Annotated in this window: 24 protein-coding genes; 15 read left to right on the top strand and 9 right to left on the bottom strand. The window is 67.7% G+C overall.

Annotation, left to right across the window (positions count from 1 at the left end):
- The first annotated feature begins 8 nt into the window (after positions 1–8).
- Both rplK and rplA read left to right on the top strand, forming a co-directional pair.
- Complete coding sequence (rplK, locus tag VGN66_RS07950) at positions 9–440, top strand: 50S ribosomal protein L11 (protein ID WP_224923427.1); 432 nt, start codon at positions 9–11, stop codon at positions 438–440.
- 4 nt (positions 441–444) lie between these two features.
- The gene (rplA, locus tag VGN66_RS07945) at positions 445–1,143 is read left to right on the top strand and encodes a 50S ribosomal protein L1 (protein WP_224923426.1); all 699 of its coding nucleotides are present in this window, start codon (positions 445–447) and stop codon (positions 1,141–1,143) included.
- 61 nt (positions 1,144–1,204) lie between these two features.
- Here the strand turns inward: rplA and VGN66_RS07940 are convergent, their stop codons facing one another.
- The gene (locus VGN66_RS07940; RefSeq protein ID WP_327518304.1) at positions 1,205–2,347 is read right to left on the bottom strand and encodes a PepSY-associated TM helix domain-containing protein; all 1,143 of its coding nucleotides are present in this window, start codon (positions 2,345–2,347) and stop codon (positions 1,205–1,207) included.
- Entirely contained in the window at positions 2,347–4,413 is a 2,067-nt protein-coding gene (locus VGN66_RS07935; protein ID WP_327518303.1) for a TonB-dependent receptor domain-containing protein, read from the bottom strand. Before VGN66_RS07935 ends, VGN66_RS07940 begins: the two co-directional genes overlap by 1 nt.
- A 176-nt stretch (positions 4,414–4,589) precedes the next feature.
- Between VGN66_RS07935 and VGN66_RS07930 the strand changes: the two genes are divergently transcribed.
- The 8 genes from VGN66_RS07930 to VGN66_RS07895 all read left to right on the top strand — a co-directional run bounded on the left by VGN66_RS07930 (position 4,590) and on the right by VGN66_RS07895 (position 11,381).
- On the top strand, positions 4,590–6,332 hold the full coding sequence (locus VGN66_RS07930; protein WP_327518302.1) for a DEAD/DEAH box helicase: 1,743 nt from the start codon (positions 4,590–4,592) through the stop codon (positions 6,330–6,332).
- Positions 6,333–6,482: 150 nt separating this feature from the next.
- Complete coding sequence (locus tag VGN66_RS07925; RefSeq protein ID WP_327518301.1) at positions 6,483–6,938, top strand: YaiI/YqxD family protein; 456 nt, start codon at positions 6,483–6,485, stop codon at positions 6,936–6,938.
- Between the two features lie 126 nt (positions 6,939–7,064).
- Positions 7,065–7,385, top strand: a complete 321-nt coding sequence (locus VGN66_RS07920) for a multidrug efflux SMR transporter (protein ID WP_327518300.1) — start codon at positions 7,065–7,067, stop codon at positions 7,383–7,385.
- Between the two features lie 77 nt (positions 7,386–7,462).
- The gene (locus tag VGN66_RS07915; RefSeq protein ID WP_327518299.1) at positions 7,463–8,938 is read left to right on the top strand and encodes a L,D-transpeptidase family protein; all 1,476 of its coding nucleotides are present in this window, start codon (positions 7,463–7,465) and stop codon (positions 8,936–8,938) included.
- Between the two features lie 20 nt (positions 8,939–8,958).
- Positions 8,959–9,273: a hypothetical protein gene (locus VGN66_RS07910; RefSeq protein ID WP_327518298.1), complete on the top strand. Its 315-nt coding sequence runs from the start codon at positions 8,959–8,961 to the stop codon at positions 9,271–9,273.
- Between the two features lie 448 nt (positions 9,274–9,721).
- Positions 9,722–10,237, top strand: coding sequence for a 50S ribosomal protein L10 (gene rplJ, locus VGN66_RS07905; RefSeq protein ID WP_327518297.1), 516 nt, complete (start codon positions 9,722–9,724; stop codon positions 10,235–10,237).
- Between the two features lie 56 nt (positions 10,238–10,293).
- Positions 10,294–10,668: a 50S ribosomal protein L7/L12 gene (gene rplL / locus VGN66_RS07900; protein ID WP_224923417.1), complete on the top strand. Its 375-nt coding sequence runs from the start codon at positions 10,294–10,296 to the stop codon at positions 10,666–10,668.
- 329 nt (positions 10,669–10,997) lie between these two features.
- On the top strand, positions 10,998–11,381 hold the full coding sequence (locus VGN66_RS07895; RefSeq protein ID WP_327518296.1) for a hypothetical protein: 384 nt from the start codon (positions 10,998–11,000) through the stop codon (positions 11,379–11,381).
- Here VGN66_RS07895 and VGN66_RS07890 read toward each other — a convergent pair.
- The 6 genes from VGN66_RS07890 to VGN66_RS07865 form a co-directional block, all read right to left on the bottom strand.
- Complete coding sequence (locus VGN66_RS07890) at positions 11,378–12,571, bottom strand: hypothetical protein (protein WP_327518295.1); 1,194 nt, start codon at positions 12,569–12,571, stop codon at positions 11,378–11,380. The genes VGN66_RS07895 and VGN66_RS07890 overlap by 4 nt on opposite strands.
- Before the next feature lie 108 nt (positions 12,572–12,679).
- On the bottom strand, positions 12,680–13,999 hold the full coding sequence (locus tag VGN66_RS07885; RefSeq protein ID WP_327518294.1) for an LPXTG cell wall anchor domain-containing protein: 1,320 nt from the start codon (positions 13,997–13,999) through the stop codon (positions 12,680–12,682).
- A 212-nt stretch (positions 14,000–14,211) separates the two neighbouring features.
- Positions 14,212–15,627 carry a pitrilysin family protein gene (locus tag VGN66_RS07880; protein ID WP_327518293.1) on the bottom strand — a complete coding sequence of 472 codons (1,416 nt, stop codon included), beginning with the start codon at positions 15,625–15,627 and terminating at the stop codon, positions 14,212–14,214.
- A gap of 1 nt (position 15,628) precedes the next feature.
- On the bottom strand, positions 15,629–17,050 hold the full coding sequence (locus VGN66_RS07875) for a pitrilysin family protein (RefSeq protein ID WP_327518292.1): 1,422 nt from the start codon (positions 17,048–17,050) through the stop codon (positions 15,629–15,631).
- A 92-nt stretch (positions 17,051–17,142) separates the two neighbouring features.
- Positions 17,143–18,294 carry an FAD-binding domain-containing protein gene (locus tag VGN66_RS07870; protein WP_327518291.1) on the bottom strand — a complete coding sequence of 384 codons (1,152 nt, stop codon included), beginning with the start codon at positions 18,292–18,294 and terminating at the stop codon, positions 17,143–17,145.
- Between the two features lie 7 nt (positions 18,295–18,301).
- Positions 18,302–19,057 (bottom strand): competence/damage-inducible protein A, encoded by a 756-nt coding sequence (locus VGN66_RS07865; protein ID WP_327518290.1) that lies wholly within the window; start codon positions 19,055–19,057, stop codon positions 18,302–18,304.
- 63 nt (positions 19,058–19,120) lie between these two features.
- Between VGN66_RS07865 and map the strand changes: the two genes are divergently transcribed.
- The 5 genes from map (at position 19,121) to VGN66_RS07840 (ending at position 25,035) form a co-directional block, all read left to right on the top strand.
- Positions 19,121–19,948 carry a type I methionyl aminopeptidase gene (gene map, locus VGN66_RS07860; RefSeq protein WP_327518289.1) on the top strand — a complete coding sequence of 276 codons (828 nt, stop codon included), beginning with the start codon at positions 19,121–19,123 and terminating at the stop codon, positions 19,946–19,948.
- Complete coding sequence (locus tag VGN66_RS07855; RefSeq protein ID WP_310040644.1) at positions 19,948–20,130, top strand: hypothetical protein; 183 nt, start codon at positions 19,948–19,950, stop codon at positions 20,128–20,130. Before map ends, VGN66_RS07855 begins: the two co-directional genes overlap by 1 nt.
- A 142-nt stretch (positions 20,131–20,272) precedes the next feature.
- On the top strand, positions 20,273–21,442 hold the full coding sequence (locus VGN66_RS07850; protein WP_327518288.1) for an NAD(P)/FAD-dependent oxidoreductase: 1,170 nt from the start codon (positions 20,273–20,275) through the stop codon (positions 21,440–21,442).
- A 255-nt stretch (positions 21,443–21,697) separates the two neighbouring features.
- Positions 21,698–23,674 carry a hypothetical protein gene (locus VGN66_RS07845; RefSeq protein WP_327518287.1) on the top strand — a complete coding sequence of 659 codons (1,977 nt, stop codon included), beginning with the start codon at positions 21,698–21,700 and terminating at the stop codon, positions 23,672–23,674.
- Positions 23,671–25,035 (top strand): hypothetical protein, encoded by a 1,365-nt coding sequence (locus tag VGN66_RS07840; RefSeq protein WP_327518286.1) that lies wholly within the window; start codon positions 23,671–23,673, stop codon positions 25,033–25,035. Before VGN66_RS07845 ends, VGN66_RS07840 begins: the two co-directional genes overlap by 4 nt.
- Before the next feature lie 7 nt (positions 25,036–25,042).
- Here the strand turns inward: VGN66_RS07840 and VGN66_RS07835 are convergent, their stop codons facing one another.
- Positions 25,043–26,854, bottom strand: coding sequence for a DUF885 domain-containing protein (locus tag VGN66_RS07835; RefSeq protein ID WP_327518285.1), 1,812 nt, complete (start codon positions 26,852–26,854; stop codon positions 25,043–25,045).
- Positions 26,855–26,994: the final 140 nt, after the last annotated feature.

Below are 26,994 nucleotides of genomic sequence, written 5' to 3'. Positions count from 1 at the left end.
TGAGAGCAATGGCAAAGAAAATTACGGGCTATATCAAGCTCCAGGTGCCTGCGGGCTCCGCCAACCCCTCGCCGCCGATCGGTCCGGCGCTGGGTCAGCGCGGCGTCAACATCATGGAGTTCTGCAAGGCGTTCAACGCGGCGACCGGCGAAATGGAAAAGGGCACGCCCCTTCCCACCGTCATCACCGTTTACGCTGACCGCAGCTTCAGCTTCGAAACGAAGCAGCCGCCGGCAACCTACCTGATCAAGAAGGCCGTCGGCCTCAAGTCGGGCTCGAAGGAGCCGGGCAAGGTTACCGCAGGCAAGATCACGCGCGCGCAGCTCGCCGATATCGCGACCGCGAAGATGAAGGATCTCAACGCTAACGATCTCGATGCCGCAACGCGCATCATCGAAGGCTCCGCCCGCGCGATGGGCCTCGAAGTGGTGGAGGGCTGAACCCATGGCTAAGCAGACCAAGAAGCAGAAGGCCCTGGCCGGCACCGTCGACCGCGAAAAGCTGTACGGCGTCGATGAAGCCATCGCACTGGCACAGAAGAACGCGACCTCGAAGTTCGACGAGACCATCGAAGTCGCGCTGAACCTGGGCGTCGATCCGCGTCACGCCGACCAGATGGTCCGTGGCGTCGTCACCCTGCCCGCCGGCACCGGCAAGACCGTTCGCGTCGGCGTGTTCGCCAAGGGCGCGAAGGCGGACGAGGCCCGTGAAGCGGGTGCGGACGTCGTCGGCGCCGAAGACCTGCTCGAGATCGTTCAGGGCGGCAAGATCGAGTTCGATCGCTGCATCGCGACCCCGGACATGATGGGTCTGGTCGGCCGCCTCGGCAAGGTGCTGGGTCCCAAGGGCCTGATGCCGAACCCGAAGCTCGGCACGGTCACCATGAACGTCGCCGAAGCGGTCAAGGCTGCCAAGGGCGGCCAGGTCGAATATCGCGTCGAAAAGGCCGGTATCATCCATTCGGGCATCGGCAAGGCGTCGTTCTCGGCCGCCGACCTGCGTTCGAACTTCGACGCGCTGGTCGAAGCGGTGATCCGGGCCAAGCCGTCGGGCGCCAAGGGCAAGTATCTGCGCAAGGTCGCAGTCTCGTCCTCGATGGGCCCGGGCGTGAAGGTCGACGTCGCCGAGGTTTCGGCGCTCTGATCTTCGCTCCCAAGCGAACCACGAAAAACCCCGGGGGGAACCCCGGGGTTTTTTGTTGCGCTCAGCCCGGCGTTCGCTGACTCCGCCGCCGCCGCAGCCACAGCATCCAGCCGGTAATGGCTAGGGCCGCAGTCAGAAAGCCGGACACGAACACGATCCACCGCCCCGGCTCACCCAGCGCTTGTCCGGAATGAAGCGGATATTGCCAGGCGAAGAAAACGTCGCCTGCGCTGTTCCCATTGTCATGCCGCTGGCCGAGGATGCGCGCGTCGGCCATCGCGACATAGGTCCACAACCGCCCCTGGTAATCGGGGTCGCGGGGATCGAAGGTCCGCACGGCATAAGCGGCATGATCGGGCAGCAGCCGCAAGCTGTGGACGTCGGCACGGTCTTTGGTCACCGCCGCGATCGCGCGATCCAGACCGATCGGCCGCTCCGGCGGGGTCACATCGGGCCAATGCTCATGCAGCCGTTCGCTGACCGGAGAGGCGATCGACACCGCGACACGGCTGTCCCCCGGCCACGCCAGCGTCACCCCGGTCAATGCCAGCACGAACGTGACCGGCCAGCCCCACATGCCCGGCGCACGATGCCAGTCGAACAACCGCCTCAGGCTGCCTGGCCGCCCGGCAACCGCAAAGGCGCTGCGCCATTTCACCAGCAGCGGCACGGCCAGCCACAGCGCAATCAGGTGATCGATCAGCCAGGCCAGCGAGACCAACCCGAAAAACCATGTCATCCATTCGCCCGCCAGCAGATCGACGTGCAGGCCGTAGAGGATGTCCATGATATGCCGCCGGTCGAGCGCCAGCTTGCCGCTTTCGCGCCAGCCGAGCGTGCGTCCGTCGCGCGGGTCGGCGAAGATCTGCACCGCACGCGGCCGACCCTCGCCGATCGGCGCGCGCCCCAGCATCCAGATTGTACCGCGCGGATGCGATGGCATCAGAATGTTGTTCGGCGCAAATCCCGGCAGCGCCGCCTGCGCCCGCGCCACGGCCCGATCGACTGGCGCATGATGCTCGGCCGCGACCGGAACGCTGCGCAAATCGGGGTTCAGCCAGCTGTCCAGCTCGTCATAAAAGGTGATCGCCGATCCGGTCACCGCGAGCAGCAACAGCCACAGGCCGCCCAGGATGCCGAACCAGCGATGCCATGCCCGCGCGAACGGGCGCCAGCGCCGCGATCGAGGCGCCCCCGCCTCCATCAGTAGCGGAACGAGACGCCGAGACGGATGTTGCGGCCCGGCTCGGGCAGGCCCTGCACGATCGCATAGCCCGGAATGCCGCTATAATCGCCGACGCTGGCATGCGCGCGATACTGTTTGTCGAACAGATTATAGACTGCGGCCTGCAGCTCGACGGTGTCGGTTCCGAACGGGCGCCAGCTGCCGAACAGATCGACGACCGTATAACCGGGCTTGTCGATGAACTGAGTGGTGGGGATGAAGCCCAGCTGCTGTTCGCGGAACAGCACCTCGATATCGTTCAGGTCTTCGTACCGCGTCACGGTCGCGCGCAGGCTGAGGCTGGATGACGGATCGAATGCCGCGCTCACCGCCCAATTGTCGCCGACGGAATTGCCGAGCGCAATCTGCTCATACCCCTCGATCAGCCGGTCGTTGAGGCGCGAATCATAATGGTTGTAATAGCCCTCGATCGAGAACGGCCCGGCGCGATAGCCGGCGCGCAGCTCGAACCCTTCCGCCCGGAAGGTGCCGACATTCTCGTAATAGGTCGAGGATTGCGGCGCCGGGCCGGAGCCCAGCTGGTCGAGCACCACGTCGCGAATCTTAGTGCGGTAATAGACCGCGGACGCGGTGATGCCGTCGCGCTGATACTTCACGCCGCCCTCGATATTGTCGACCCGCTCGGGGCGCAGGCCAGGGGCCAGCGAAATCCGGCCCGGCCGCTGCTCCAGCGTAAACGCGTCGCCGATTTCCTTGCCGCGAAACGCCTCGGCATAACCGGCATTGAGCGACAGACCCGGCATCACCTCCAGCGTCGCGCCAGCGTTGACGCTCACGCCATCGCTGTCGATCCCGCTGCGATAGGTGACCTGGTCGAGGTCATAGGCATCATAGCGCGCGCCAAAGCTGAGCAGCAGCGGTTCGATCACCTGCCAGCGATCCTGCAGATACACGCCCGAAAGCGACCCCTTTTCCACGAACTGACCAACGGCCGGGTTCCACGCCCAGGGCTGCCACACTGCCGCCGCCGCAAGATATTCGCTGAGCACCCGGTCCGACCGGTGCTCGAATCCGACCGTCACGTCGTGCCCACCCTTGCGGATGCGCGCACGCGCATCGAAGCCCCAGCTTTCGATATCGGCGCCGTACAGCCCCCAGCGGTCATAACGATCCTGGGTGAATTCGCTGCGCGTCCAATATCCCGTCGCCTCGATGTCGATCCCCGCACCGGTATCCAGGCCATAATTGGCGATGGCCGTCTTGCGCGTCCCCTCGACCCGGAACAGGCGGTCGGCGACGCGCACGGGCCAGTTGGGCCGCTGGCCGAACTCGCCTTCTTCCTCACGCTGCTCGTAACTGAGCGTCAGCCGATGCCCGCCGCCCAGCGCGCCACCCAGCTTGACGAAGCCGAGCTGTTGCTTGGCCCCGGTGCCGCGCCGCGTCGTTCCGTCACCATCGCGGAAATCCTCACGATCGACGTGCACGAACGACCCCAGGATGCCGATGTCCCCGGTCAGGCGCCCATAGACCGTGCCCGACAGCTTGTAGCCGTCGTTGCTGAACCAGCCGGCCTTGGCGATGGCGCCATAGTCGCGCCCTTCGCGCAACAGGTCGACCGGGTCCACGGTACGGAAGCGGATCGCGCCGCCGATCGCGCCGAAGCCCGAATCCGCCTCCCCTGCACCGGCCTGGACCTGCACGGTCTTGAGCAGTTCCGGCTCGATGCTGACGCGGCCGACATGGTGGAACAGCGTCCCGCGCTGCGGCGCGCCGTCGATCGTCACGTTGAGCAGCGAATCCTCGAGCCCGCGGACATAGATTTTCTGCGCGATCCCAAGCGAACCGCCCACCGCGACCGAAGGAACGTTGCGGAACAGGTCGCTCAGGTCATTGGCCTGGGTCGCCTGAATATCCTGACGATTGAGTGCGACGCTGGTCAGCGCGCCGACGACCACCACGACGTCATCGGTTTCGCTTTCGGCCTCTGCGGTCGTGTCGGCCGTCTGCTGCGCATGGGCGGTCGAAAGCGTGGCAAGCATCGCGGCGCCGAGCATCAACGCGGCATGGGCGGTCTTCATCGTCATCAAGGTTCCCCGGTCATTTTCGGGCGCGCCCTAGGTATTATTGCGACTTATTGTCAATAGCGAAATGGCCTCTTCGGATACCGACGACCCGCCCCCTCGCCAAACGCGATAAACTTCGCTATGGGGCAACGCTTCCGCGCCTGCACCTTTCTGCCGCGCGACCTATTGTGAGCTACATGACCTTTTCACATCTCCCCCCACGCCTCGCTGAGGCGCTGACGCAGCGCGGTTACGAAGCGCTGACCCCCGTTCAGGCCCAGGTGACGCAGGACGATGCGCGCGGCCGCGACCTGCTCGTCTCGGCCCAGACCGGCTCGGGCAAGACCGTCGCCTTCGGCCTTGCCATGGCCGAAGACCTGCTGGTCGATGGCGACCTTCCCGCGCCGCGCCTGCCGCTGGCGCTCGTGATTGCCCCCACGCGCGAACTGGCGCTTCAGGTCGCCAAGGAACTGGGCTGGCTCTACGCTGCTGCAGGCGCGCGCGTTGCGACCTGTGTCGGCGGCATGGACGCCTCGCGCGAGCGACGCGCACTGTCGCATGGCACGCATATCGTCGTCGGCACGCCGGGCCGGTTGCGCGACCATCTGGAGCGCGGCGCGCTCGACCTCTCCGCGCTCAAGGTCGCGGTGCTCGATGAAGCCGACGAGATGCTCGACATGGGCTTCCGCGAGGAGCTGGAGGCGCTGCTCGACGCGACCCCGACCGAACGCCGCACCTTCCTGTTCTCCGCCACGCTCGCCAAGCCGATCGTCGCGCTGGCCAAGCGCTATCAGCGCGACGCGCTCCGCATCTCGACCGTGGGCGAGGATCGCGGCCATGGCGACATCGCCTATCAGGCGATCACCGTCGCGCCGTCCGATATCGAACATGCCGTCATCAACCTGCTGCGCTTTCACGAAGCGGAAACGGCGATGCTGTTCTGCGCCACGCGCGACAATGTCCGCCACCTCCATGCCGGACTGACCGAGCGCGGCTTTTCCGCCGTCGCGCTGTCGGGTGAGCATAGCCAGAATGAGCGCAACGCCGCGCTTCAGGCGCTGCGCGACCGCCGCGCACGCGTTTGCGTCGCGACCGATGTCGCCGCGCGCGGCATCGATCTGCCGACGCTCAGCCTGGTCATCCATGTCGAACTGCCCCGCGATGCCGAGGCGCTTCAGCACCGTTCGGGCCGCACCGGCCGCGCGGGCAAGAAGGGCACCGCGATCCTCATCGTCCCCTACCCGCGCCGCCGCCGGGTCGAGATGACGTTGAAGCAGGCCAAGATCAACGCCGAGTGGCTGCCCGTCCCCAGCGTCGAGGACATCAAGGCCAAGGATCGCGACCGGCTGATCGAAAAGATCACCGCCCCGGTCGAGCAGGACGAGGATGATCGCGCCCTCGCCGCCGAGCTGATGGAAAAGATGACGGCGGAGGATATCGCCGCCGCCTTGGTCCGCGCGCACCGCGCGTCGATGCCCGCGCCTGAGGAACTGATCGACCGCACCCCCGGCGAAGGCCGCGACACGCGCGGCGCGGTCCATCGTCCCGGCTTCGACGACACCGTGTGGTTCAGCATGAATGTCGGTCGCCGCCAGAATGCCGATCCGCGCTGGATCCTGCCGCTGATCTGCCGTCGTGGTCATGTGACCAAGAGCGAGATCGGCGCGATCCGCATCGGTGCCGGCGAAACCCGCTTTCAGGTGCCGAGCGCGATTGCCGATCGCTTCATGCGTGAAGTCGCCAAATCGGCGGGGCCGGACGAGGATGTGCTGATCGAGCGCGCCGACGGCCCGCCCCCTCCGGGCACGCGCGGCGACCATGAACCGCGTCAGGGCCGGCCGCGCGACCACAGCCGCCCGATGCACCGCGCCCGCCCCGCCGGCGGCCCGGGCGCTGCCCGCTCGCCCAAGCCCCATCGCGGCAAACCGCCGAAGAAGTGACCCTCTTAAGCCCCTCCCCTTCAGGGGAGGGGTTGGGGTGGGGCCTATCCTCTTGGCCGCTGGTATCGGTGAGATTTCACTGCCCCAGCCCAACCCCTCCGCCGAACCGCAAGCGAGCGAAGTTCAACGGGAGGGGCTAAGGAAGACGCAATGCCCCCCCTCCACATCCTGGTCGACGCCGACGCCTGTCCGGTCAAGGACGAGATCTACAAGGTCGCGTGGCGCCGCGAGGTGGCGGTCACGATCGTCGCCAACAGCTTCATCCGCATCCCCGACCACCCGCTGATCGCGCGCGAGATCGTCTCGGACGGCTTCGACGCGGCGGATGACTGGATCGCCGAGCGTGCCGGACCGAAAACGGTCGTCATCACCGCCGACATCCTGCTCGCCGACCGCTGCCTCAAGGCGGGCGCAGTGGTCCTCTCCCCTACCGGCAAGCCCTTCACCACCAGCTCGATCGGCGCGGCCATCGCCACCCGCGCGATCATGGCCGACCTGCGCGCCGGCGGCGACCAGATCGGCGGCCCTGCGCCGTTCGGCAAGCAGGACCGCTCTCGCTTCCTCTCCGCGCTCGACGAAGCACTGGTCCGGCTCGCCAGGACTTGACCCCCACCCCCCGGGGGGTAAGAGGCACGCCGAACACCGGACCTGCCCGGTACGGCGCGCCGCCTCTTACGGGTTTCCGGCCTGCGCGCCCGTCCATTCCGAGCCCGCACGCATGGAGACTCCCGCATGGCGTGGATCATCCTCGGCATTGCCGTGTTCACCGAAATCATCTGGGCATTGAGCCTGAAATGGGCCGCGACCACCGGCACCTGGCAGTCGGCGATCGTGCCGATCGTGCTCAGCTTCCTCAACATGGCGCTGCTCGCGCTGGCGATGCGCGACATCCCGGCGGGAACCGCCTATGCGATCTGGACCGGGCTCGGCGCGGTCGGGGTCATCATCGGCGGCGTGATGCTATTCGGCGACAAGGTGACGCTGGTACAGGCCGGGTTCATGGCGCTGATCGTCATCGGCGTGGCCGGGACCAAGTTGAACGCGACGGTGTAATCGGGCGCGTCGGCGGGTGACAACCGCCGACGCTCGCCCTATCATTCCCCGCACCGGTGATAAGGAAGCAGTTTTCGATGTTCGCACGAACCGGGCCGCATGTGGTCGCGGCCTCTTTGGCGCTCTCAGCCGCGATCCCCGCGCTGGCGCAGACGGCTGCGCCCGCTCCATCGCCCAGCGCGACCCCGACCGGCGCGCCGCTTCAGGTCCAGCCGCTTCCCACCCCGCTCCCTTTGCCGACCGTCACGGCGGAACAGGCCGAGCAGCTGCGCCGCATCATCGTGCAGGGCCGGATCGCGCACGGCCTGCGCTATTCGACGCAGGCGGCAGAGGTGCTGCCCCCCGACGACACCGGCCTTGTCCGCGCCGCGCTGGATTACGCCCGCGCGATCCATATCGGCCGGCTCGACACCGCCGATTTCCAGGAAGATTGGGCGCTGCGCCCGGCGGCCTGGGATCCCCTGCCCGAATTCACCCGCGCGCTGGCGGAGAACCGCCTCGCCCGCTGGCTCGCTGATCTCGCCCCTCCGTATGAGGGCTATGAGACGCTGCGCACCGGCCTCGCCCGCTATCGCCTGATCGAAGCGGCGGGCGGCTGGAGCGCAATCCCCGCCGGCCCCGACATGACCGTCGGCGCCACTGGACCGCGCGTCGCCGCGCTACGTGCCCGCCTCGCGGTTGAGGATGACAACGTCGCCCGCCTCGGCAACAGCTTCGATGCCGAGCTGAAAGAGGCGGTGATCCGCGCCCAGCGCCGCTACGGCCTCAACCCCACCGGCACCGTCTCCAGCGGCACGCTCGGCGCGCTCAATGTGCCGGTCGAGGCGCGCGTGCGTCAGATCATGGCGAACATGGAACGGTGGCGCTGGATGCCCAAATCGATGCCGACCGACCGGGTCCAGGTGAATATCGCCTCGGCCAGCGTCGCGGTGTTCGAAGGCGACCGCCCGGTGATGTCGATGCGCGGCGTGACCGGCAAGCCCGGCGGCGGCGAGACGCCGATGCTGGTGTCCAACATCCATTCGGTCGTGGTAAACCCGCCCTGGAACGTCCCCGCCGGCATCGCCGCGCGTGAACTATTCCCCAAGGGCGAAGCCTATCTCGCCCGCAACGGGTTCAAGGTGATCGGCACCGGCGCCAATCGCCGCCTGCAACAGGCCCCGTCGCACTCGGCGCTGGGCAAGTTCAAGTTCGACTTCAACAACCCGTTCGCGGTCTATCTCCACGACACGCCGTCGAAAGGCACCTTCTCGCGCTTCGACCGGCTCGCCAGCCATGGCTGCATCCGGCTCGAACGCCCGGCCGACCTCGCCAACCTGCTGATGCAGGGAGACCCGGTATGGACGCCGGAAAAGGTCGCCGAGACGCTCGCCACGGGCAAGACGACGCGCGTCCCGCTGCAGAAGCAGGTCGCGGTCTATCTGCTCTACTGGACCGCTTATGGCAGTTCGAGCGGGACGATGAATTTCCGCGGCGATCCCTATAACTGGGACAAGGTGCTCGCATCAAAGATCGAGGCGCGCTCGGCCACCCAGGCCCAGGCCGCCCGCTGAACAGAACCGGGAGACACACAATGAACTATCGCCGCACGCTCCAGCTCGCCACCGCCCTCGCCGCCGCAGCCGCGCTCGCCGCCTGCTCGGGCGCGTCGGAGGAAACCGCGCCGGTCGAGAACGAGGTCAACGCGATGGAGCTGACCGAAGACCTGCCCGAAGAGAACCTCGCGGAGCCGGCGCCTTTGGTGGTCGAGAACACCGCGTCGGCCCCGGTCGCCGAACCCGCGCTGCCCGACGACGAGCAGATTCAGGACGACGCCGAATCGGTCGGCATGACCGCCCGCGTCCAGCGCGGCGACACCTCCGGCAACCAGACCGCCCCGGCGGAGTAATCTCTCAAATCCTCCCCGGAACGGGGAGGGGGACCAGCGAAGCTGGTGGAGGGGGCCCGAGCCAAGGGTTTCCGGTGCCTCGGGCCCCCTCCGTCAGCGCTGCGCGCTGCCACCTCCCCGTTCCGGGGAGGATTTGCGACCTTGGCGCCTGCGCCCCCGCTTGACTCCTGCCCCCCACCCGCTATGAGCGCGCCTTCGCGTCACTGGGTAACCTGTGCGCGTTCCGTCCGAGACAGTGGGTGTGCGGCAATTGGCCGCACTTAATTTCCCGCCAAGACGGGGACAGAGATTTACTCCGGTCGTATCCGCCTCGCGGGTCGTCCGGGTCAGCCCGCCGGACCCTTCCGGCCCTGACGATCATGCCCCCACGGACAATGGGGATCGGGCAGCCGCCCGGTTCCTGGCGTAACCGCTCCGGCTTTGGCCGGGGCATAGTGAGGAGACAGGCATGGATCGTTCTCAGAAGACCCAGGCCGTTGCCGAGCTGAACAGCACCTTCAACGAGGTCGCAGTGGTGGTCGTCACCCGCAACCTCGGGATGACCGTCAAGCAGTCGACGGACCTCCGTAACAAGGCGCGTGCAGCCGGCGCGAGCTACAAGGTCGCAAAGAACCGCCTTGCCAAGATCGCGATCGAGGGCACCGATTATGCGGTGCTCGCGGACCTGTTGACGGGTCCGACGGCGCTTTCCTATTCGACCGATCCGGTTGCCGCCGCCAAGGTGGTCGCGGATTTCGCCAAGACGAACGACAAGCTCGAAATCGTCGGCGGCGCAATGGGAAGCATGCTGCTCGACGCAGAAGGCGTGAAGGCACTCGCATCGCTGCCTTCGCTCGACGAACTGCGCGGCAAGATTGTCGGCCTGCTTCAGGCACCGGCAGCCAAGCTCGCGTCGATCACCCAGGCACCCGCGGCGCAGCTCGCCCGCGTGTTCAATGCCTATGCGGAGAAGGACGCGGCCTGAGCCGACGTTCATTTGCGATTTTTCGAACCAATCTGAATTTTTGAAGGGAATACCAAATGGCTGACCTGAACGCGCTTGTTGACCAGCTGTCGGAACTGACCGTCCTCGAGGCCGCTGAGCTGTCGAAGATGCTCGAAGAGAAGTGGGGCGTCAGCGCCGCTGCTCCTGTCGCAGTTGCGGCTGCTGGCGGCGCCGCCGCTGCCCCGGCTGCTGAAGAGCAGACCGAGTTCGACGTGATCCTCACCGGCGACGGTGGCAAGAAGATCAACGTCATTAAGGAAGTCCGTGCGATCACCGCGCTCGGCCTGACCGAAGCCAAGGCGCTCGTCGAAGGCGCGCCGAAGGCCGTCAAGGAAGGCGTGTCGAAGGACGAAGCCGAGAAGCTCAAGAAGCAGCTCGAAGAAGCCGGCGCGACCGTCGAGATCAAGTAATCTCACGGCTGCACCTGCAGCTTATGAAGGGGGCGGTCCGGCAACGGGCCGCCCCTTTTCGTTGGGGATAGTACGCAGCGCGCGGTCCAAAAATCCTCCCCGGCACGGGGAGGTGGCAGCGCGCAGCGCTGACGGAGGGGGCCCTCCGGGAACCGAGTCGCTTGCCTCGGGCCCCCTCCACCACCGCCTGCGGCGGCGGTCCCCCTCCCCGTTCCGGGGAGGATTTTTGCCTGCGCCAGCATCCTTGCAGGCAGCTACACCCTCACCGCAGCCGCCTGACAAGCCTCACCGTTGGCGGCGCACCCGCAAGCTGTTAGCGATCCAAACTGATGAACGAGGACAAGGACAGGCCCGCCAGCGTCGGCTTCGGCAGTGACGGCGATGAAATCGCGGCGATCAACGAGATCGAGATCACGTTCGGCGTCACGCTCGACTATGCCGACGCGCCGACCTGGCAAACCGCGGGCGACGTGTTCCGCTCGCTCCAGTCCCGCCTGCCAGCCGACGTCGCGAACACCCCCGACACCTGGAATCGGTTCGCCGCCGCCCTGACGCACGAAACCGGCGTCGATTCCACGACGATCACGCCCGAAAGTCCGCTGCTCGATGAAGGGTCGTCGTGGCGCGGTCTCGGAAATCTCAGCAGGATGATGGCGGTGCTGCTGATTGCCAGCGCGGCGATCGTCGTCCTGCTGCTGCTGGCCCTGCGTTAGGTTCCGCCAGCATCCTTCGGCACGTAGCGCTTCGCCGCCAGCCGCCCGAACCCATCCGCAGCACGCTCGACCCATAGCGGCCCCAGCCGGTCGCTGCCCGGCGCAGGCACGGTACCGACCATGAAGGAGTCGCGCAGCGTGCGAATCGACAGGCCAGCATACCATTTAAGCGCGACCGGCAGGATCGGTACGAACATCGGCTTGCCCTGGACATTGACGACCCGCATCTGGTCGCCCGACTGATTGACCTGACCCTTCAGCATATGGATGCCGCCCGGCGCGATGCTGAACGGCTCCGACCCCGGCGCCATCCGCGCAGCGCCGTGGAAGCCGGCGATCTGCGCGTCCTGATCCGGATTGGCGGCGAACAGCGCCAGCACCGCGCGGACATTGTCGGCAGACTCCGGCCCGCGATTCTGGATGTAGAGCTCGAAATCGATGCTCACCATCCCGTCGCGGATCGCCGCGCGCAGCGGGCGGATCTCCGTCACCAGCGGACCCGGCGGCGGCGGCACCGGCGCCATCACCGGCGCGGCGGGCGCCGGGCGTGGTGCAGCAGCGGGTTGTGGCGCAGGACGCGGCGGCGTCGTCACACCGGCCCGCGCGGGCGGCCCCGGCGTCGGCGGTGCAGCGACTACCGGCGTCTCGGCGACTTCAGCTTCGGCCTCCTCCTCACGACGGCGGCGGCGGCGCCCGGCAATCGCGATCCCGGCGACCAGCCCCACGACCAGCGCAGCAGCCGCGCCAAGCGCAGGCCACAGCCATGCCGGCAGCGTGTCTGATGCCGCATCGGGCGTGACAGTCGAACTGGCCGCAGGCGCAACCGCACCCGGCATCGCACCCGGCTGTGGCGTCGCCACCGGCGTGAAGTCGGACGGCCCGAACCGCGTCGGGCTGGGCTGCGGCGTGGGCTGCGCCTCTGGCGCCGCACTCGACCTCGCCGCAGGTTGCGACGCTGCAGCACGCGGCGACGGCGTTGCGCGCGGCGGGACCGGCACCGCGGTCACCGTCGGCTGCGGCGCGGGCGTCGGCGTGGGAGTCGCGCGCGGCGTCGGATTGGGGTTGATGTCGAAATCACCGATCGGCGGCGTGATGATCGTCGGCCGCTGGCCGCTCTGGGCAACAGCGGGGCTCGCAAGCAGCAGGATCAGGGTCAGCGCGGTGGTCGCGCGAAGGGTCGTCGCAGTCACCCGCCGCGCCTAGCATGGAGAAGGCGGACCCGCGCATCAAAAAATGCGCAGACCCGCCGGAAAAGCGACCCGCCCCGGCGCGAACCGGGGCGGGACAGGGATTACGGGTCAGACCTTGGCCGGAACGCCGACCAGTTCGGCCTCGATATCGGCGTACATCGACGGGTCGTCCTGGATCGCGATCGGCTCCAGATGCATGCCGCCATTGCTGCGCCCGATGCGGAAGGCGGCGGCAGTGCGCCCCTCGCTTCCATCGGGCAGGCGATAGCGGGCATCGGCGACCAGCACCGGGGTAAAGCCGGCATCATCGCCCGCGATCGCATCGACCGCGTCGCGCGGCATCGTCACCATCGCCTCCAGCGTGGTCCCGTCACCCGGCGCGATCGACTGCGCATCGACGCTCGAATCGGCGGGCGGGCTGATCAGCATCCGCTCGATCTCGCTCTGCTGCGCGGCATGTTCGCCCAGCATGAATGCACCGATCCGGACATTGTCGGCGGGCGCGCCACCGGCATTGGCAACGGTCAGCTCGAACCCGACCGTCGCACCGCGACGGCTCATGCCGGCACGGATCGGACGCATCGCCAGCTCAAGCTGCGGACGCCCGCCCGCTGGCTTGGCACCGCCGACCATCGCGGCGATGTCGGCCGGATCGGCATCGACCAGCTCGGCATTCTCCAGCGCCGGCTTGGCCTCATCAAGCTTGGTCCGCGCGACCGGCGCAGCGCGCTCGGCCAGTTCCGGCTCACGGCGCGGGGCGATGAACGCGGGTGCTGCGGCAACGGGGTTAACGTCGAGACGCTCGATCAGCGGATCGGGCTTGCCCCGCTCGGCAACGGGCACAGCAACCGGCTCGACCGGCGCAGCGACCGCAACATCTTCCTCAAGATAGGGCTCATCCTCGCGACGACGACGCAGCAGCATCGCGCCAGCGATCAGCGCGGCAACACCGCCCAGCGCCGCCAGAATCAGCCACGTCGTGCCGCTACCTTCGGTGGCCGGTGTAACCGGCTCGGGTGCAACCTCGGTCACGACCGGATCGGCAACCGGCGGCGCGGCCTGCGTCACGGGTTCAGCCGGTACCGGCGCAGCGGGTGCTGCCTCAGGTGCAGCAGCGACCGGAGCCGCAGGGGCCGCACGCTGCGGAGCCTCGACCGAACGCGCCGGACGCGCCGCACGCGCCTCAGCCCGGGCAGCAGCGGCACGCTCGCGCGCCTCCTGCTCAACCTGTTCGAGAGCGCCGGGAGCGATCGTGCTACGCGACTCAGCCGAAGGCGGAGTCTGCGCGACCGGAGCCTGAATCGGCGGCGGCGTCACCGGCTGGGGAACCGGAGCTGGCGTCGTCGGCACCAGCACGGTCGGCGGGGTCACCGTCTCCTGTGCCAGCGCGGTTGCGGGGAGAGCGGCGGCGGCGAAAAGCAGCGCCACTGCTCGGCGAAGCGCGGGTCGCGCATGATGTGCTGTGTGGGTCATAACGGGGGGTCAACAAGTGGAACCCGCAATTCGTCGCAGCCACACCTCAAAATTGCGGCGAGTTGTTAGCCGGCATCGGCCAGTCGATGATTCAGCTTTACTCGAAGACAAACGGGGACGACTTGCGCCGCCCCCGTGAGTAGTTGGACTTCAACATGAACAGATGTTCAGGGAACGGTCACCGTCTTGAACTCGACACCCTTTAGTTCGGGCAATGCCTGCAGCTGCGGCGTGACGACCTTCAGGTCACCGACAACCACCAAAGTCATCTTGTCGATCGGCAACCGCTTCGCCGCCTCGCTGATCTGCGCATTGGTCACACCCAGCGTCGCCGGGACATACTTGTCGAGCCAGTCGCGCGGCAGGCCCAGCGCGTCGCGCGTCGCCAGCGTGTTGACCAGCGCGCCCGGCGTCGAATTCTGGATCGCGAACAGCCCGGCCATATATTGCCGCATCCCGTTCGCTTCCTCGTCGCCCGGCGGGGTCGTCTGGAGCTCGCGGATTTCCTTGAACACCTCGGTCAGCGACGGCCCGGTCGCGGTCGTCGTCACATCGGCGTTGAAGCTCCACACCGCATTGGTCGGCAGCAGCGCGACCCCCGACCCGGGCGAGTAGGTATAGCCCTTATTCTCGCGAATATTGCGCGTGATGCGCGAGCTGAACGATCCGCCCAACAGCGCATTCATCACCCGCGTCGGGATGTCGCCCGGCGTTCCGGCGTCGGGCGCAGGAAAGACCAGGTTGATCGTCGATTGCGGCGAACCCGGACGGTCGATCAGCAGCACCTGCGGCCCCACCTTCGGATTGACCGGGATCAGCGCCCGCTCCGGCCCCGCGGTCCAGCCGCCGAACGCCTTCTCCACCGCCGCCTTCACCGCCGCCGCATCGAAACGCCCCGCGATGTAGAGGTGCGACCGCTTCGCCCCGAAGTTACCGGCATGCCACGCCTTCAGCTTGGCGGCGTCATAGGCGTTGAACTGCGCTGGCGTCGGCAGCACCCGGCCATAGGGGTGGTCGGTGCCGTAATAGGCCCGCGTCACCGCCGCATTGGCCAGCGTCCCCGGCTGGGTCAGCGCGATCGCAAGGCGGCGGTTCCAGTTCGCCTTGACCCGCGCCAGCTCGGCCTCGGGAAAGCTCGGCCGCTGCGCGACATCGGCAACCAATCCGATCGCATCGACCGTGCGCTCCGACAGCACGTTGATCGACACGCCGGAGGAAGTCGACCCCGACCCGGTGCCGATCCCGCCGCCCATCTCCGCCGCCTTTTGCGCGATCTGCGCCGCGGTCATCCCCGCAGCACCCTCCCGCATCATGTCGAGCGTCAGCCCGGCGAGCCAGGTGTCCGGCCCCTCATTGATCGACCCGGTATAGGTTTGCAGCGACACCACCGCCTTGGGCACGACGCCATAGGGGATCAGCGTCACCTTCATCCCGTTGGCCAGGACATAGGTTTCGCTCGCCGGCACCTTGAACGGCTTGGGCGCGGGGATCGGCGGCGGGGTGGTGGGAAGCTCCTGCGCGGCAACGCCCATCGGCGCGGCGAGCAGGGCGGCAGCCGTCAGGCTGGCGATCATGCGGCGCATCTCACTTGCCTCCTTGCTGAGCGGCGGGCGCGGCGGGCTGGGCCGCACCGGGATCGATGACATAGATCGAGCGGTTGGTCGGGCGCAGATAGTCCTGCGCGGTCTTCTGGATCAGCTCGGGCGTCACCTTGGCGAACCCGTCTTCCAGCGTGTTGACCTTGTTCGGGTCATTGTCGAACAGCGCATAGACGGCGAGCAGGTCGATGAGGCCGATCCGCCCGGTCCCGTCGATCGTCGAATAGAGCGAGGAACGCATCTTGGTCCGCGCGCGCGTCAGCTCTTCGGCGGACACGGGCTTGGTGCGCAGCTCCTCGATCACCGCGTCCACCGCGCTTTTGATCTCGTCACGGCTGCGATTGGCATCATGCGTGAAGTTAAAACTCCACAGCATCGGCCCCTGATAGTTGAACATGTTGCCCAGCGGGAAGTTGATCCCGCCGCTCACCTCGCCCGCAATTCCGGTCTCGGCGACCAGTTTGCGGTACAGGCGGCTGTCATTGCCCTTGACCAGCATCTGGTCGATCAGGCCCATCGCATACCATTCGGGCGTGCCGCGCGGGGGAACATGGTATCCCGCCGCCCAGCCCGGCTTGGGCGCAAGCGCATCGGTGCGTGCGCGATATTTCTCCGCCGTCTGGCGCGGTTCGCTGATGTCGGGCAGCTTGACTGGCGACGCCTTGGGCATCCAGCCATAATATTTCTCGACCATCGCCTTGGTCGCGGCATAATCGATGTCGCCCGCCACCACGAGCACGGCGTTGGACGGCTTGTAGAAGCTGTCGAAGAACTGCTTGGCATCCGCAACCGTCGCCGCCTCGATCTCCTTCAGCTCGCCGTAGAAGTTATGGCTGTTGTACCAGTTGGTATTGGCCAGCATCGGCAGGTCGATCCACGGCCAGGTGCTGTAGGGCTGGTTGAGGACGTTGACCTTCACCTCGTTGCCAACGACGCCCTGCTGGTTCTTCAGCACCTCGTCATTGATCACCGGCGCGGACATGCGATCCGCCTCCAGCCACAGCATCCGCTCCAGCGCATTCGACGGCACCACCTCGAAATAGTTGGTGAAGTCATAGCGGGTCGATCCGTTCAGGATGCCGCCGGCATTGCTGATCGTGCTGATATGCACGCCCTTGGGCGCGTTCTTCGATCCCTGGAACAGCAGATGTTCGAACAGATGCGCAAAGCCGGTGCGCTCGCGCGGTTCGATGCGAAATCCGATGCCGTAATAGACGCCGACCGTCACCGTCGGGCTCAGCGTGTCCTTGGCCAGCACCACGCGCAGACCATTGTCGAGCGTGAAATACTGCATCTCGACCTTAAGCTTTGCCGGCGCGGTCTGCGCCGCTGCGGGCGCGGCTGCCAGCCCCAGCGGCACCGCCGCCCCGGCCAGCGCGAGCGCCGTAACCCATTGTTTTACGGTCATGGTGATCCCCTCACTTGATCCTATGTGTATGAGGCTACCAGTACAGCCCGCAAAGGCGAAGGGGTATTCTCGCCTGCACCTTGGTACAGGTCTTACAGCTCCGGAATGACGATGCCCAGCGGAGCCAGCGCCGCCGCCGCGCGGCTCTTCACCTTGAAGAACCCCGCCGTCGCCAGCGGCCACAAAGCCGCGTCATACGCATTACGCAGTTGGGCCAGCGGATAGCCGTCGGGCAGGCTGTCGCGCAGCGGCCCGACCGTCAGCCACGGCGCGACCAGCGGCAGATCCCCCGGCTCGGGCCATTCCTGCACCAGCTCGACCGGACAGCCATAGATCGCACCCGCGCGCGCCGCAGCATCCGCCACCGCACCCCCGGCAAAGCCGCGCGCGGCGGCACTCCCACAGTCCAGCCCATGCGCGGTGACACCGACCACCCGCGCGGGCGGCGGCAGGCCTAGCGCGTCGAAGCCGCTATCGTCGGCATGGATCACCAGCGCATAGGGGCCGGTCGGCATCGCATCGCCCGGCGCTGGCGGGGTCAGCGGCGCATCGCCATCGAACGCCAGCGGCTCGGCGTCCTCGTCCAGCCCATGCGGATCGAACCGCCCTTCGGTATAGCGGCGGATATTCTCCGCCCGCGCCAGATAATGCTTTCCCCGCGTATGCAGCCCCGCGACCCAGCGCCACGACAGCGTGTTCGACGCCGCATCGCCATCGACCAGCGCGCGCAGGAACAGGTCCGCCCCCAGCTCCCACGGCAGCCGCAAGGTGAAGATCCAGATGCTCGCAAACCACATGCGCGCGTGGTTGTGCAGCCAGCCATGCATGCGCAGCTCGGCAGTCCACGCATCGAAACAATCGATGCCGGTGCGCCCCTCGACCGCCGCCGCCACCCGCCCAGCCAGCGCCGCATCACGCGCCACCGCAGCCCGCGCCGCGCCCAGTCCAGCGACATAGCGCTCCCAAATCTCCGGCCGCTGCTCCAGCCAGCCCTTGAAATAGCCGCGCCACAGCACCTCGCTGACGAACTTGGCGGCATCAGGGCCATGCCCTGCCGTCGCCATCTCCAGCAACTCGCGTTCGGCAATCAGCCGGCGGCGCACCCAGGGGGACAGCGCCGAAACCGCGCCCTGCCCCGGCTCGCTGTCGTAATTGCGCCGCGCGGCATAGGCGCTGCCCATGTTCGGCGCGAACGCTTCGGCGCGTGCCAGTGCTGCGGCGCGAGTCGCTTCCCACTGCGCCATGGCAGGATCAGATCCCGCCCTGCGTCACATCGCGCCCGGTCGCTTCCAGCTGGGTGGTCAGGTCGGCCAGGCACGCCTCGACAACAGCCGCTTCGGTCGCGCGGGCGACGAAGTTCGCCCCCACCCGCCCTTCGCGGAAGAACGGGTAGCTGCCGATCGCCACGCCTTCATGCGCCTTTTCGGTCGCGCGGAGCACATCGGCGACCTCGCTCTCGGCGACCCAGCATCCGATCGTCCCGCTCACCACCGGCTTGCCGCCCTCCAGCGTGCCGGTCAGCGCGTCGAGCATGCCCGCCGTGATGTGCGGCACCCCGGCCATGATGAAGATATTGCCGACCCGAATGCCCGGCGCGCCCGACATGCGATTGGGGATCAGGTCCGCCCCCTCCGGCACCCGCGCCATCCGCAGCCGCGCCTCGGTCAGCCCGCCGCGCGTCTCGTAATAGCTTTCCAGCGTCGCGCGCGCCTCCGGATGGATCACCACCGGAACACCCAGCGCCGCCGCGATCGCATCGACCGTGATGTCGTCATGCGTCGGCCCGATTCCGCCCGTGGTAAAGCAATAGTCATAGCGGGTGCGCACCGCGTCCACCGCCTCGATGATCCGCTCCTGCACATCGGGCACCACGCGCACGTCCGACAGCCGGATCCCCTGCACGTTCAGCCAGATCGCGATCTGCGCGACATTCTTGTCCTGGGTGCGACCCGACAGGATCTCGTCCCCGATGATGACCAGCCCGGCGGTCCAGATGCGCTCGCTCATAATCCCGCCATAGCGCGTGCTTCCAGCCTCGCAAAGTTGCCCTTTAGGCCCTATATGGCGCGCATGAGTGAATATGTTGCCGTAACCGCCGACACGAACTTCGCCCGCGACGGGGCGATCAAACTTTACGGTCCCGATGGCTTCGCCGGGATGCGCGCCGCGGGCAAGCTCGCTGCCGAGATTCTCGACGCGCTCGTCCCGCATGTCGTGCCCGGCGTGACCACGGCGGAGCTCGACGACATCGTCCGCCGCATGACGCTGGATGGCGGCGCGGTCCCCGCGACGCTCGGCTATCGCGGCTACACGCACAGCTGCTGCATCAGCGTGAACCATGTCGTCTGCCATGGCATTCCGAGTGCCAAGACGCTGAAAGACGGCGACATCGTCAATATCGACGTGACGCCCCTGCTCGATGGCTGGCACGGCGACACCAGCCGCATGTACCTCGTCGGCGACGTGCCGCTCAAGGCGCGCCGTCTGGTCGATGTCACCTATGAATGCCTGATGATCGGCATCGAAATGGCCAAGCCCGGCAACACCATGGGCGACATCGGCCACGCGATTCAGCGCCATGCGGAGAAGCACCGCTATGGCGTCGTCCGCGATTTCTGCGGCCACGGCCTTGGCCGCGTCTTCCACGACGCACCCGAAGTGGTCCATGTCGGCCGCCCCGGCGCCGGGCCAGAACTCAAGCCCGGCATGTTCTTCACGATCGAACCGATGATCAACATCGGCCGCCCCGACGTGAAGCTGCTCGACGATGGCTGGACGGCGGTCACCCGCGACCGCTCGCTCTCGGCCCAGTTCGAACATTCGATCGGCATCACCGAAACCGGCTGCGAAATCTTCACCCAGTCGGCGACGGGCCGCCACCAGCCTCCCTACGCCTGATGGCCGAGGGCAAGTTCGAACGCCACCGCCAACCCTGGCGGCAGGACGAAATCCAGAAGCTGCACACGCTGGCGAAGAAGGGCATGGCACTCAAAGCCATCGCCAAGGCGCTGACCCGCAGCGAGGAATCGGTCAAGGACCGCGCCAAGGAAGACGGCCTGTCGATCGCGAAGCTGCGGTGAGGGCTCAAATCCTCCCCGGAACGGGGAGGGGGACCGCGACGCGAAGCGGCGTGGTGGAGGGGGCCCGAGGCACCGGACTCCCTTGCCTCGGGCCCCCTCCACCATGCTGCGCATGGTCCCCCTCCCCGTTCCGGGGAGGATTATGACCTACGACGCCATCATCCTCGGCGCAGGCGCAGCCGGCCTGATGTGCGCGCTCACCGCCGGCCAGCGTGGCCGCCGCGTGCTGCTGATCGACCATGCCGATCAGGTCGGGAAAAAGATCCTGATCTCCGGCGGCGGGCGCTGCAACTTCACCAATCTCGGCATCGCCCCCGACCGCTATCTCTCCGCCAACCCGCATTTCGCCAAGTCCGCGCTACGCCGCTACACCCAGCATGACTTTATCGAGCTGGTCGACCGGCACGGCATCGCCTGGCACGAAAAGACGCTCGGCCAGCTGTTCTGCGACGGCAGCGCCAAGCAGATCGTCGCGATGCTGCTCGACGAATGCGACAAGGGTGCCGTCGAAATCGCGCTCGGCCACACAATCCGCGACGTAACCCACGCCGACGGCAGCTACACCGTCACATGGGGCGACCGCACCGCCGCCGCCCCCGCACTCGTCATCGCCACCGGCGGCCCCTCGATCCCGAAAATGGGCGCGACCGACTTCGCCTATGCCCTCGCGCGCAAATTCGGCCTCAAGGTGGTCGAGCCGCGCCCCGCGCTCGTCCCGCTCACGCTCGGCGGCGACGAGGTGCTGTTCCGCGAGCTGTCCGGCGTCGCCGCCCCGGTCACCGCCCGCGCCGGCAAGACCAGCTTCCGCGAAGCCGCGCTCTTCACCCATCGCGGCCTGTCCGGCCCCGCGATTCTCCAGATCAGCTCCTACTGGCGGCACGGCGACCCGGTCGGAATCGACTTCCTCCCCGACCGCGCGCCCGGCTGGCTCACCGACGCCAAGCGCATCGCCCCGCGCAGCACCCTGCGCAAGCTGCTCGGCGAGGCCCTCCCCAACCGCCTCGCCGACACGCTCGCCGACCAGCTCGCGCTCGACGGCGAACTCCAGCACGCCGCCGACAAGCGCCTCGCCGAAGCCGAGCGCACCCTCGCCGCCTGGACCTTCCACCCCAACGGCACCGAAGGCTACGCCAAGGCCGAAGTCACCATCGGCGGCATCAGCACCGCCGACCTCTCCTCGCAAACGATGGAGGCCCGCACCGCCCCCGGCCTCTACGCCATCGGCGAAGCGGTCGACGTCACCGGCTGGCTCGGCGGCTATAATTTCCAATGGGCCTGGTCGAGCGGCTGGGCAGCGGGAATGGCGATCTAAGTCCCAAAATTCCTCCCCTGCCCCGCAGGGGAGGTGGCAGCGCGAAGCGCTGACGGAGGGGCCGCCGCTGCAAGCGGCGGAGTTTTGCCGAGATGCTCACCGCCGTCTGCGCGGCCGCCCCTCCACCACTCGCTGCGCGAGCGGTCCCCCTCCCCTGAGACAAGCTCAGGGGAGGAATTTTCAATCACCCCCACCCGATTTCGACCGTTGCCGCACCCGCCCCCCGCTGCCACAACCCCGCGCGGGAGGATCGCCATGCGCATCATCGTTCTGGCCCTCGGCCTGCTTCTCGCCACGCCCGCGCTCGCGCAGGAAGCAGCGCCGGCGCAGCTCCCCGCCCTCCAGCCCGATGCTCAAGCCCGCGCCGACACCCTGCTGATCCAGGCCACCGAACACCTCATCGCCGGCCGCCGCGCCGAAGCCGCACCGCTGATCCGCGAAGCCCTCACCCTCGCCGGCCCCGCCGACGATGTCGCAAAGCTCGACGGCGACGACCGGTCCAGCGTCTATTCGCGCTGGCTCGAAGCCCGCACCGCCGCGATGAAGGCCCGCGACTTCGCCACCTTCGCCCGCTGGACCTGGCTCACCGCCGCCTATCGCATGAAGGGCGCGGCCGAGCGCACCACCGAGGCCGGCGCGGTCGAACTCGATGACATCAGCGACCTGTTCTACATGACCTACGGCCTCGTCCTCGCTGGAGACGAAGCCCGCGCCCGCGCCTTCGTCGCCCCCTTCACCACCACATCCGATCCGGGGTTCGAGATCGCCTTCGCCAAGGACATGGCGGGCCGCGCGGTCAGCTTCCAGAATTGGGGTGGGCAGGACAAGCCCCGCGCCGCCCGCCTCGTCGCCTTCGCGATCGCCGCCTTCGACCGCCCCGCCGCCCGCGCGCCCGACCCGGTCCGCGACCTCTACCGCGTGCAAGGCGTGATCCTGCGCACCGCCGGCGACTTCGCCGGAGCCCGCGCCGCCTATGCCAAGGCGCGCAAGCCCGGCACCCCGCCCGCCGACGCCGAACTCGCATTGATGTTCGCGATGGGCGACGTCGACGCCGCCATCCGCATCGTCCAGCAATTGGTCGGCGACAGTCCCGGCAGCCCCCTGTCCCGCCGCGCCGCCGACCGTCTGGTCGAGATCGACGGCCAGACCGGCAGCGGCAACGCCGCGACCATCGCGATCTATGAGCGCGTCTGGCCGGTGTACCTCCGCCTGCTCAAATTCGACGACCTCGCCCTGCAAAATGCCGGATCGATCCTCGCCAACCTCTATGTCGAGACCGGCGACCCCGCGCGCGCCGAGCCGATCCTGACCAGCCTGCTCGCCAGCGCCGAGAAACGCTGGGGGCCGGAATCCAACGGCGCGCTCGGCTATGTCATCGACCTCGCCGGCGCGGTCGAGGCGCAGAACCGCCTCGCCGAAGCCGAACTCCTCTACCGCCGCATCTGGGCGCTCTCGCTGCGCTACGACAATTTCGAGGGCGATGACTCGCGTGAGGCGTTCGCGGGGATCACCCGCACCCTGCTCGCACGCGGACTGGTCGCCGACGCACTCGCCTTCACCGCCGACGGCATCACCCGCGTGCGCGCCGCCAAGGACGTCAATGAATGGCGGCGCATGTTTTACCTGCTCGCCCGCGCCGACGCGCTCGAGGCATCGGGCGCGCTGACCGAAGCGGAAGCCGATGTGCGCGAGGCGCTGGCGCTCGGCGACAGCGACGACAAGATGAACATCGCCGCCGCATTCGACGACCCCAATGTCTACGCCCGCGCCCGCCTCGCGCACTTACTCGAACGCCAGAACCGCGCCGCGCAGGCCGAACCGATCCGCCGCCTGCTGCTCGCGAAGATCGAGGGCAACGACATGATCCCGTGGGAAGGCGAATACCGCACCGAAGCCCTGCGCGCACTCGCCGCCAACCTGACGATGCAGGGCAAGGATGAAGGCGCGCGGCTGTTCGCCACCCGCATCGCCGCCGCCACCCGCATCTACGGCGCGGACAGCCTGCAATTGCTCGATGTCGCCGAACCCTTCGCCCGCGCCCTGCTCCAGTCCGGCCGCCCCGGCGCCGCCCTCACCCCCGCCCGCCTCGCCCTCGCCGCCCGCACCTCAGCCCGCTTCACCGGCGACGCGGCGCGCGCCAACCTCAGCGACCTCGCCCTCGCCCGCAAACGCACCGAAGCCGCCCAGCTGATGGTCGAGGCGGCGTGGAAGGCGAGCAGGGCCGGCCGGTGATCCGGCGCACGGCCCGCCGCATGGTAACCCTCGCGCTGCTGGCGGCAGCAGCCTCCCCCGCCTTCGCCCAGATCAGCGGAGGCTCGATCGGTCGCGGGGCGCCTGCCGATACCACCCAGCCGAGCGATCTTCAGATCGCGACCTGGTTTGATCGCGGCGACACCGAACGCGCACTACAGGCGATCAGACAGGCAACAGGGCAGCCCCCCAAGGCACCGCTCGCGCCAGCCGCGATCGCCATGCTGCTCGATATCGCGTCGGTCGATCTTGGCCACGACCGCCCACCGGTCGCGATCTATCGCCTCGCCTACGAAGCGATGACACACCCCGGATACAAGGATCTGGGCGGTATCCTCGGGCGGCGCGGCCTGATCGCCATCTCGGCATCGACCGTGCGGCTCATGCTGGCAACGGCACTGCTCGAAGAGGGCTATGCGGCGGAGGCGGAGCCACATCTGCGCGCTCTGGCCGATCCGCACATGCAGGGAGAGGGTATCTCGGCCCCGGGCTGGAGACCGGCCTTCCAACTTGGTCTTGCACTCGAAGCGCTCGCACGGCCAGAAGAAGCCGAGCTTCTCTATCGCCGGTTGCTGGCGGGCTGCGCAGCGGGACCGTGCGATCCGATGTTCGCCGACCCGCTCGATCGCGCATTCGTGCGCGTGCTGATTGCGCGTGGGCGTGCGCAGGCGGCGGTCGACTTTGCGGCGCAACTGGCCGAACGCCCGGTCGCCGACGATCTGAACGACTTCCGCCTGATCGGCCGGCTCCTGCTGCTCGCGCGCGCCTTGGCGGCGGCTGGCGAGCCCGCGCGCGCTGAAGCGGCCTTACGCCGGGCAATCGCGCTTGCCCCCGCCCCGCTCACCCGCATCGAACCCGGCTGGAGCTATCCCGGCGAAAATGCCCGGCGGCAGCTGGCCGACCTGCTTGAGGCGACCGGGCGTGCAGAGGCGGCCGAACCCATCCGCCGCCAGCAACGCGACGCCATCGCTGCGTCACCGCGCACCCCCGTCGACGGATCGGCACCCCGCACCGCGACACTCGCGCTGGCGCACAACCTCGCCTTACAAGGCAAGGACGAAGCCTTCGCATTATATGGTACCTTATGGTTGCGGACGGTTGCGTCCTATGGCCCCGCCACGCCGCAAGCGCTCGACGTGGCCGAACCCTATGCCCGCGCGTTGCTCAGCGTCGGTCGCGCCGGCGACGCGCTGCCCCCCGCCCGCGCCGCGCTCGTCACACGCACCTCGGGCCGATTCCTTGGAGACTCGGCCAGCGTCGCGCCGCCCGATATCGCGCGGGCCAATCGCCGTCGCGAAGCCGCGCGGCTTATGGTCGAGGCGGCGTGGAAGGCGAGCCGTTGACGCCGACTTACTTCACCCCCGCCACCCAATCGTCGATCTTCTTCTCCAGCACCGGCATCGGCAGCGCGCCTGTGTCCAGCACCGCGGCATGGAAGCCGCGCGGATCGAACTTCGCGCCCAATGCCGCCTTGGCCTTGGCCTTCGCTTTGAGGATCGTCAGTTGGCCGATCTTGTACGACAGCGCCTGGCCCGGCATCGCGATATAGCGCTCGACCTCGGCGGTCGCGTCCGTCCGCGACATCGGCGAGTTGGTGACCATATAGTCGATCGCCTGATCGCGACCCCACCCCTTGGCGTGCAGCCCGCTATCGACCACCAGCCGCATCGCGCGCAGCATCTCGTCGTTCAGGCCGCCCATGCGCTGATACGGCTCGACCCCGACGCCCAGCTCATCGTGCAGCGTCTCGGCATAGAGCGCCCAACCCTCGACATAGGCGGTGTTGCCGCCAAAGCGCATGAACGCGGGCAGCGCCGCATTCTCCTGCGCCAGGCTGATCTGGAAATGATGCCCCGGCGCGCCCTCGTGCAGGTACAGCGTCTCCATCCCCCAGGTGTAGCGCGTCGGCAGGTCATAGGTATTGAAGTAGAACACCCCCGGCCGCGACCCGTCCGGCGTTCCCGACGCATAGCTGCCCGCCGCATCGGTCTTCTCGCGATAGGCCGGCACCGGCCGGATCTCGAGCGGGGTCTTGGGGATCAGCGAGAATTGCTCGCCGATCCGCGCATCCACCCGCTTGCCGATCGCCTCGAACCCGATCCGCAGCGCGTCGGCACTCTCCGGCTGAAAGCGCTTCTCGGTGCGCAGGTGGGTGAAGAATTCCTGCAAAGAACCTTTGAACCCGACCTTGGCCTTCTGCGCCTCCATCTCGGTCAGGATGCGCTTGACCTCCGACAGCCCCAGATCATGCACATAATCGGCGGTCAGCGGCAGCGTCGTGTTGCTCTCGATCGCATAGGCGTACAACGCAGCCCCGCCCGGCAGCGCCGACGTGCCCACGCTGTCGCGCGCGGCGGGGAGATATTCGGTCGCGAGGAACGCGCGGATCTTCTGGTGCGCGGGCAGGATCACGTCGCGGATCTGCGCGGCATAGGCGGCCTTCAGCCGCGCCTGATCCGCCGCCGAAACGCCCTCGGGGAATTTCGTCACCGGGCCGTAAAAGACCGACTCCTCCACGCCCTGTGCGATCAGATTGTCGAACTGCTCGATCATGTTGGTGACGACCAGCTTTGGCTGGACGATCTTGCGCTGCATCCCCTCGCGGAACAGGCCAATCACCCGGTCATAGGCCGCCGCATATTGGACGTTGCGCTTGAGGTTGTTGTCATAGTCCAGCACCGTCTTGAACGGTGCCGCGCCCTGCCCCGACGCGAAGTCCGGATAGAATGCCTGAAAGCCGGTGAAGTGATCCATCGGCAGATATTTCGACACCGACAGAATTTCCGGCCGGAACCCCTTTTGCGCGCGCAGCTGGTCTGCCTCGAACACGTCATAAGCGATCTTGTTGACGCTGGTCAGCTTCGCCCGGTCGATCTTGCGCAGCGCCGCCAGATCCGCTTCGCTCGCCGCAAGCTCGGCTGCCAGATAGGCATCGGTATAATAATTGCCGAGCTGGTCGGCATAGCGCAGGTCGCCGCGGAACAGCGCGTTCAGCGGGTTGCGCTTCAACGACGCTTCATCGCTCGCATGGAACAGCGCCTTGAGCCGCGCATCCTCCGCCCCCTCGCCCGGCAACGCTGCCGGGGCCGGCTGTTGCTGCGCAGCGGCGGGCATGGCGGACACGCCGGCAAGCAGGGCGGCGAGGAGAAGCGGAACGCGCATTGGGGAAATCCTTGGACTTGGTGTGATATGCGGACGTTACACCCGCGCCGCCCCCGCGCAAAGGCTGCACCGCAATCGCGCAACGATCCCGCGCCTCTGCCCATTTGTTAGGCAGTTGTTAACCCGCACCCGCGCCGTCC

The organism is Sphingomonas sp. (assembly GCF_035998645.1).
Taxonomy (GTDB): domain Bacteria; phylum Pseudomonadota; class Alphaproteobacteria; order Sphingomonadales; family Sphingomonadaceae; genus Sphingomonas.
This window is presented reverse-complemented; position numbering and strand designations above follow the sequence as displayed.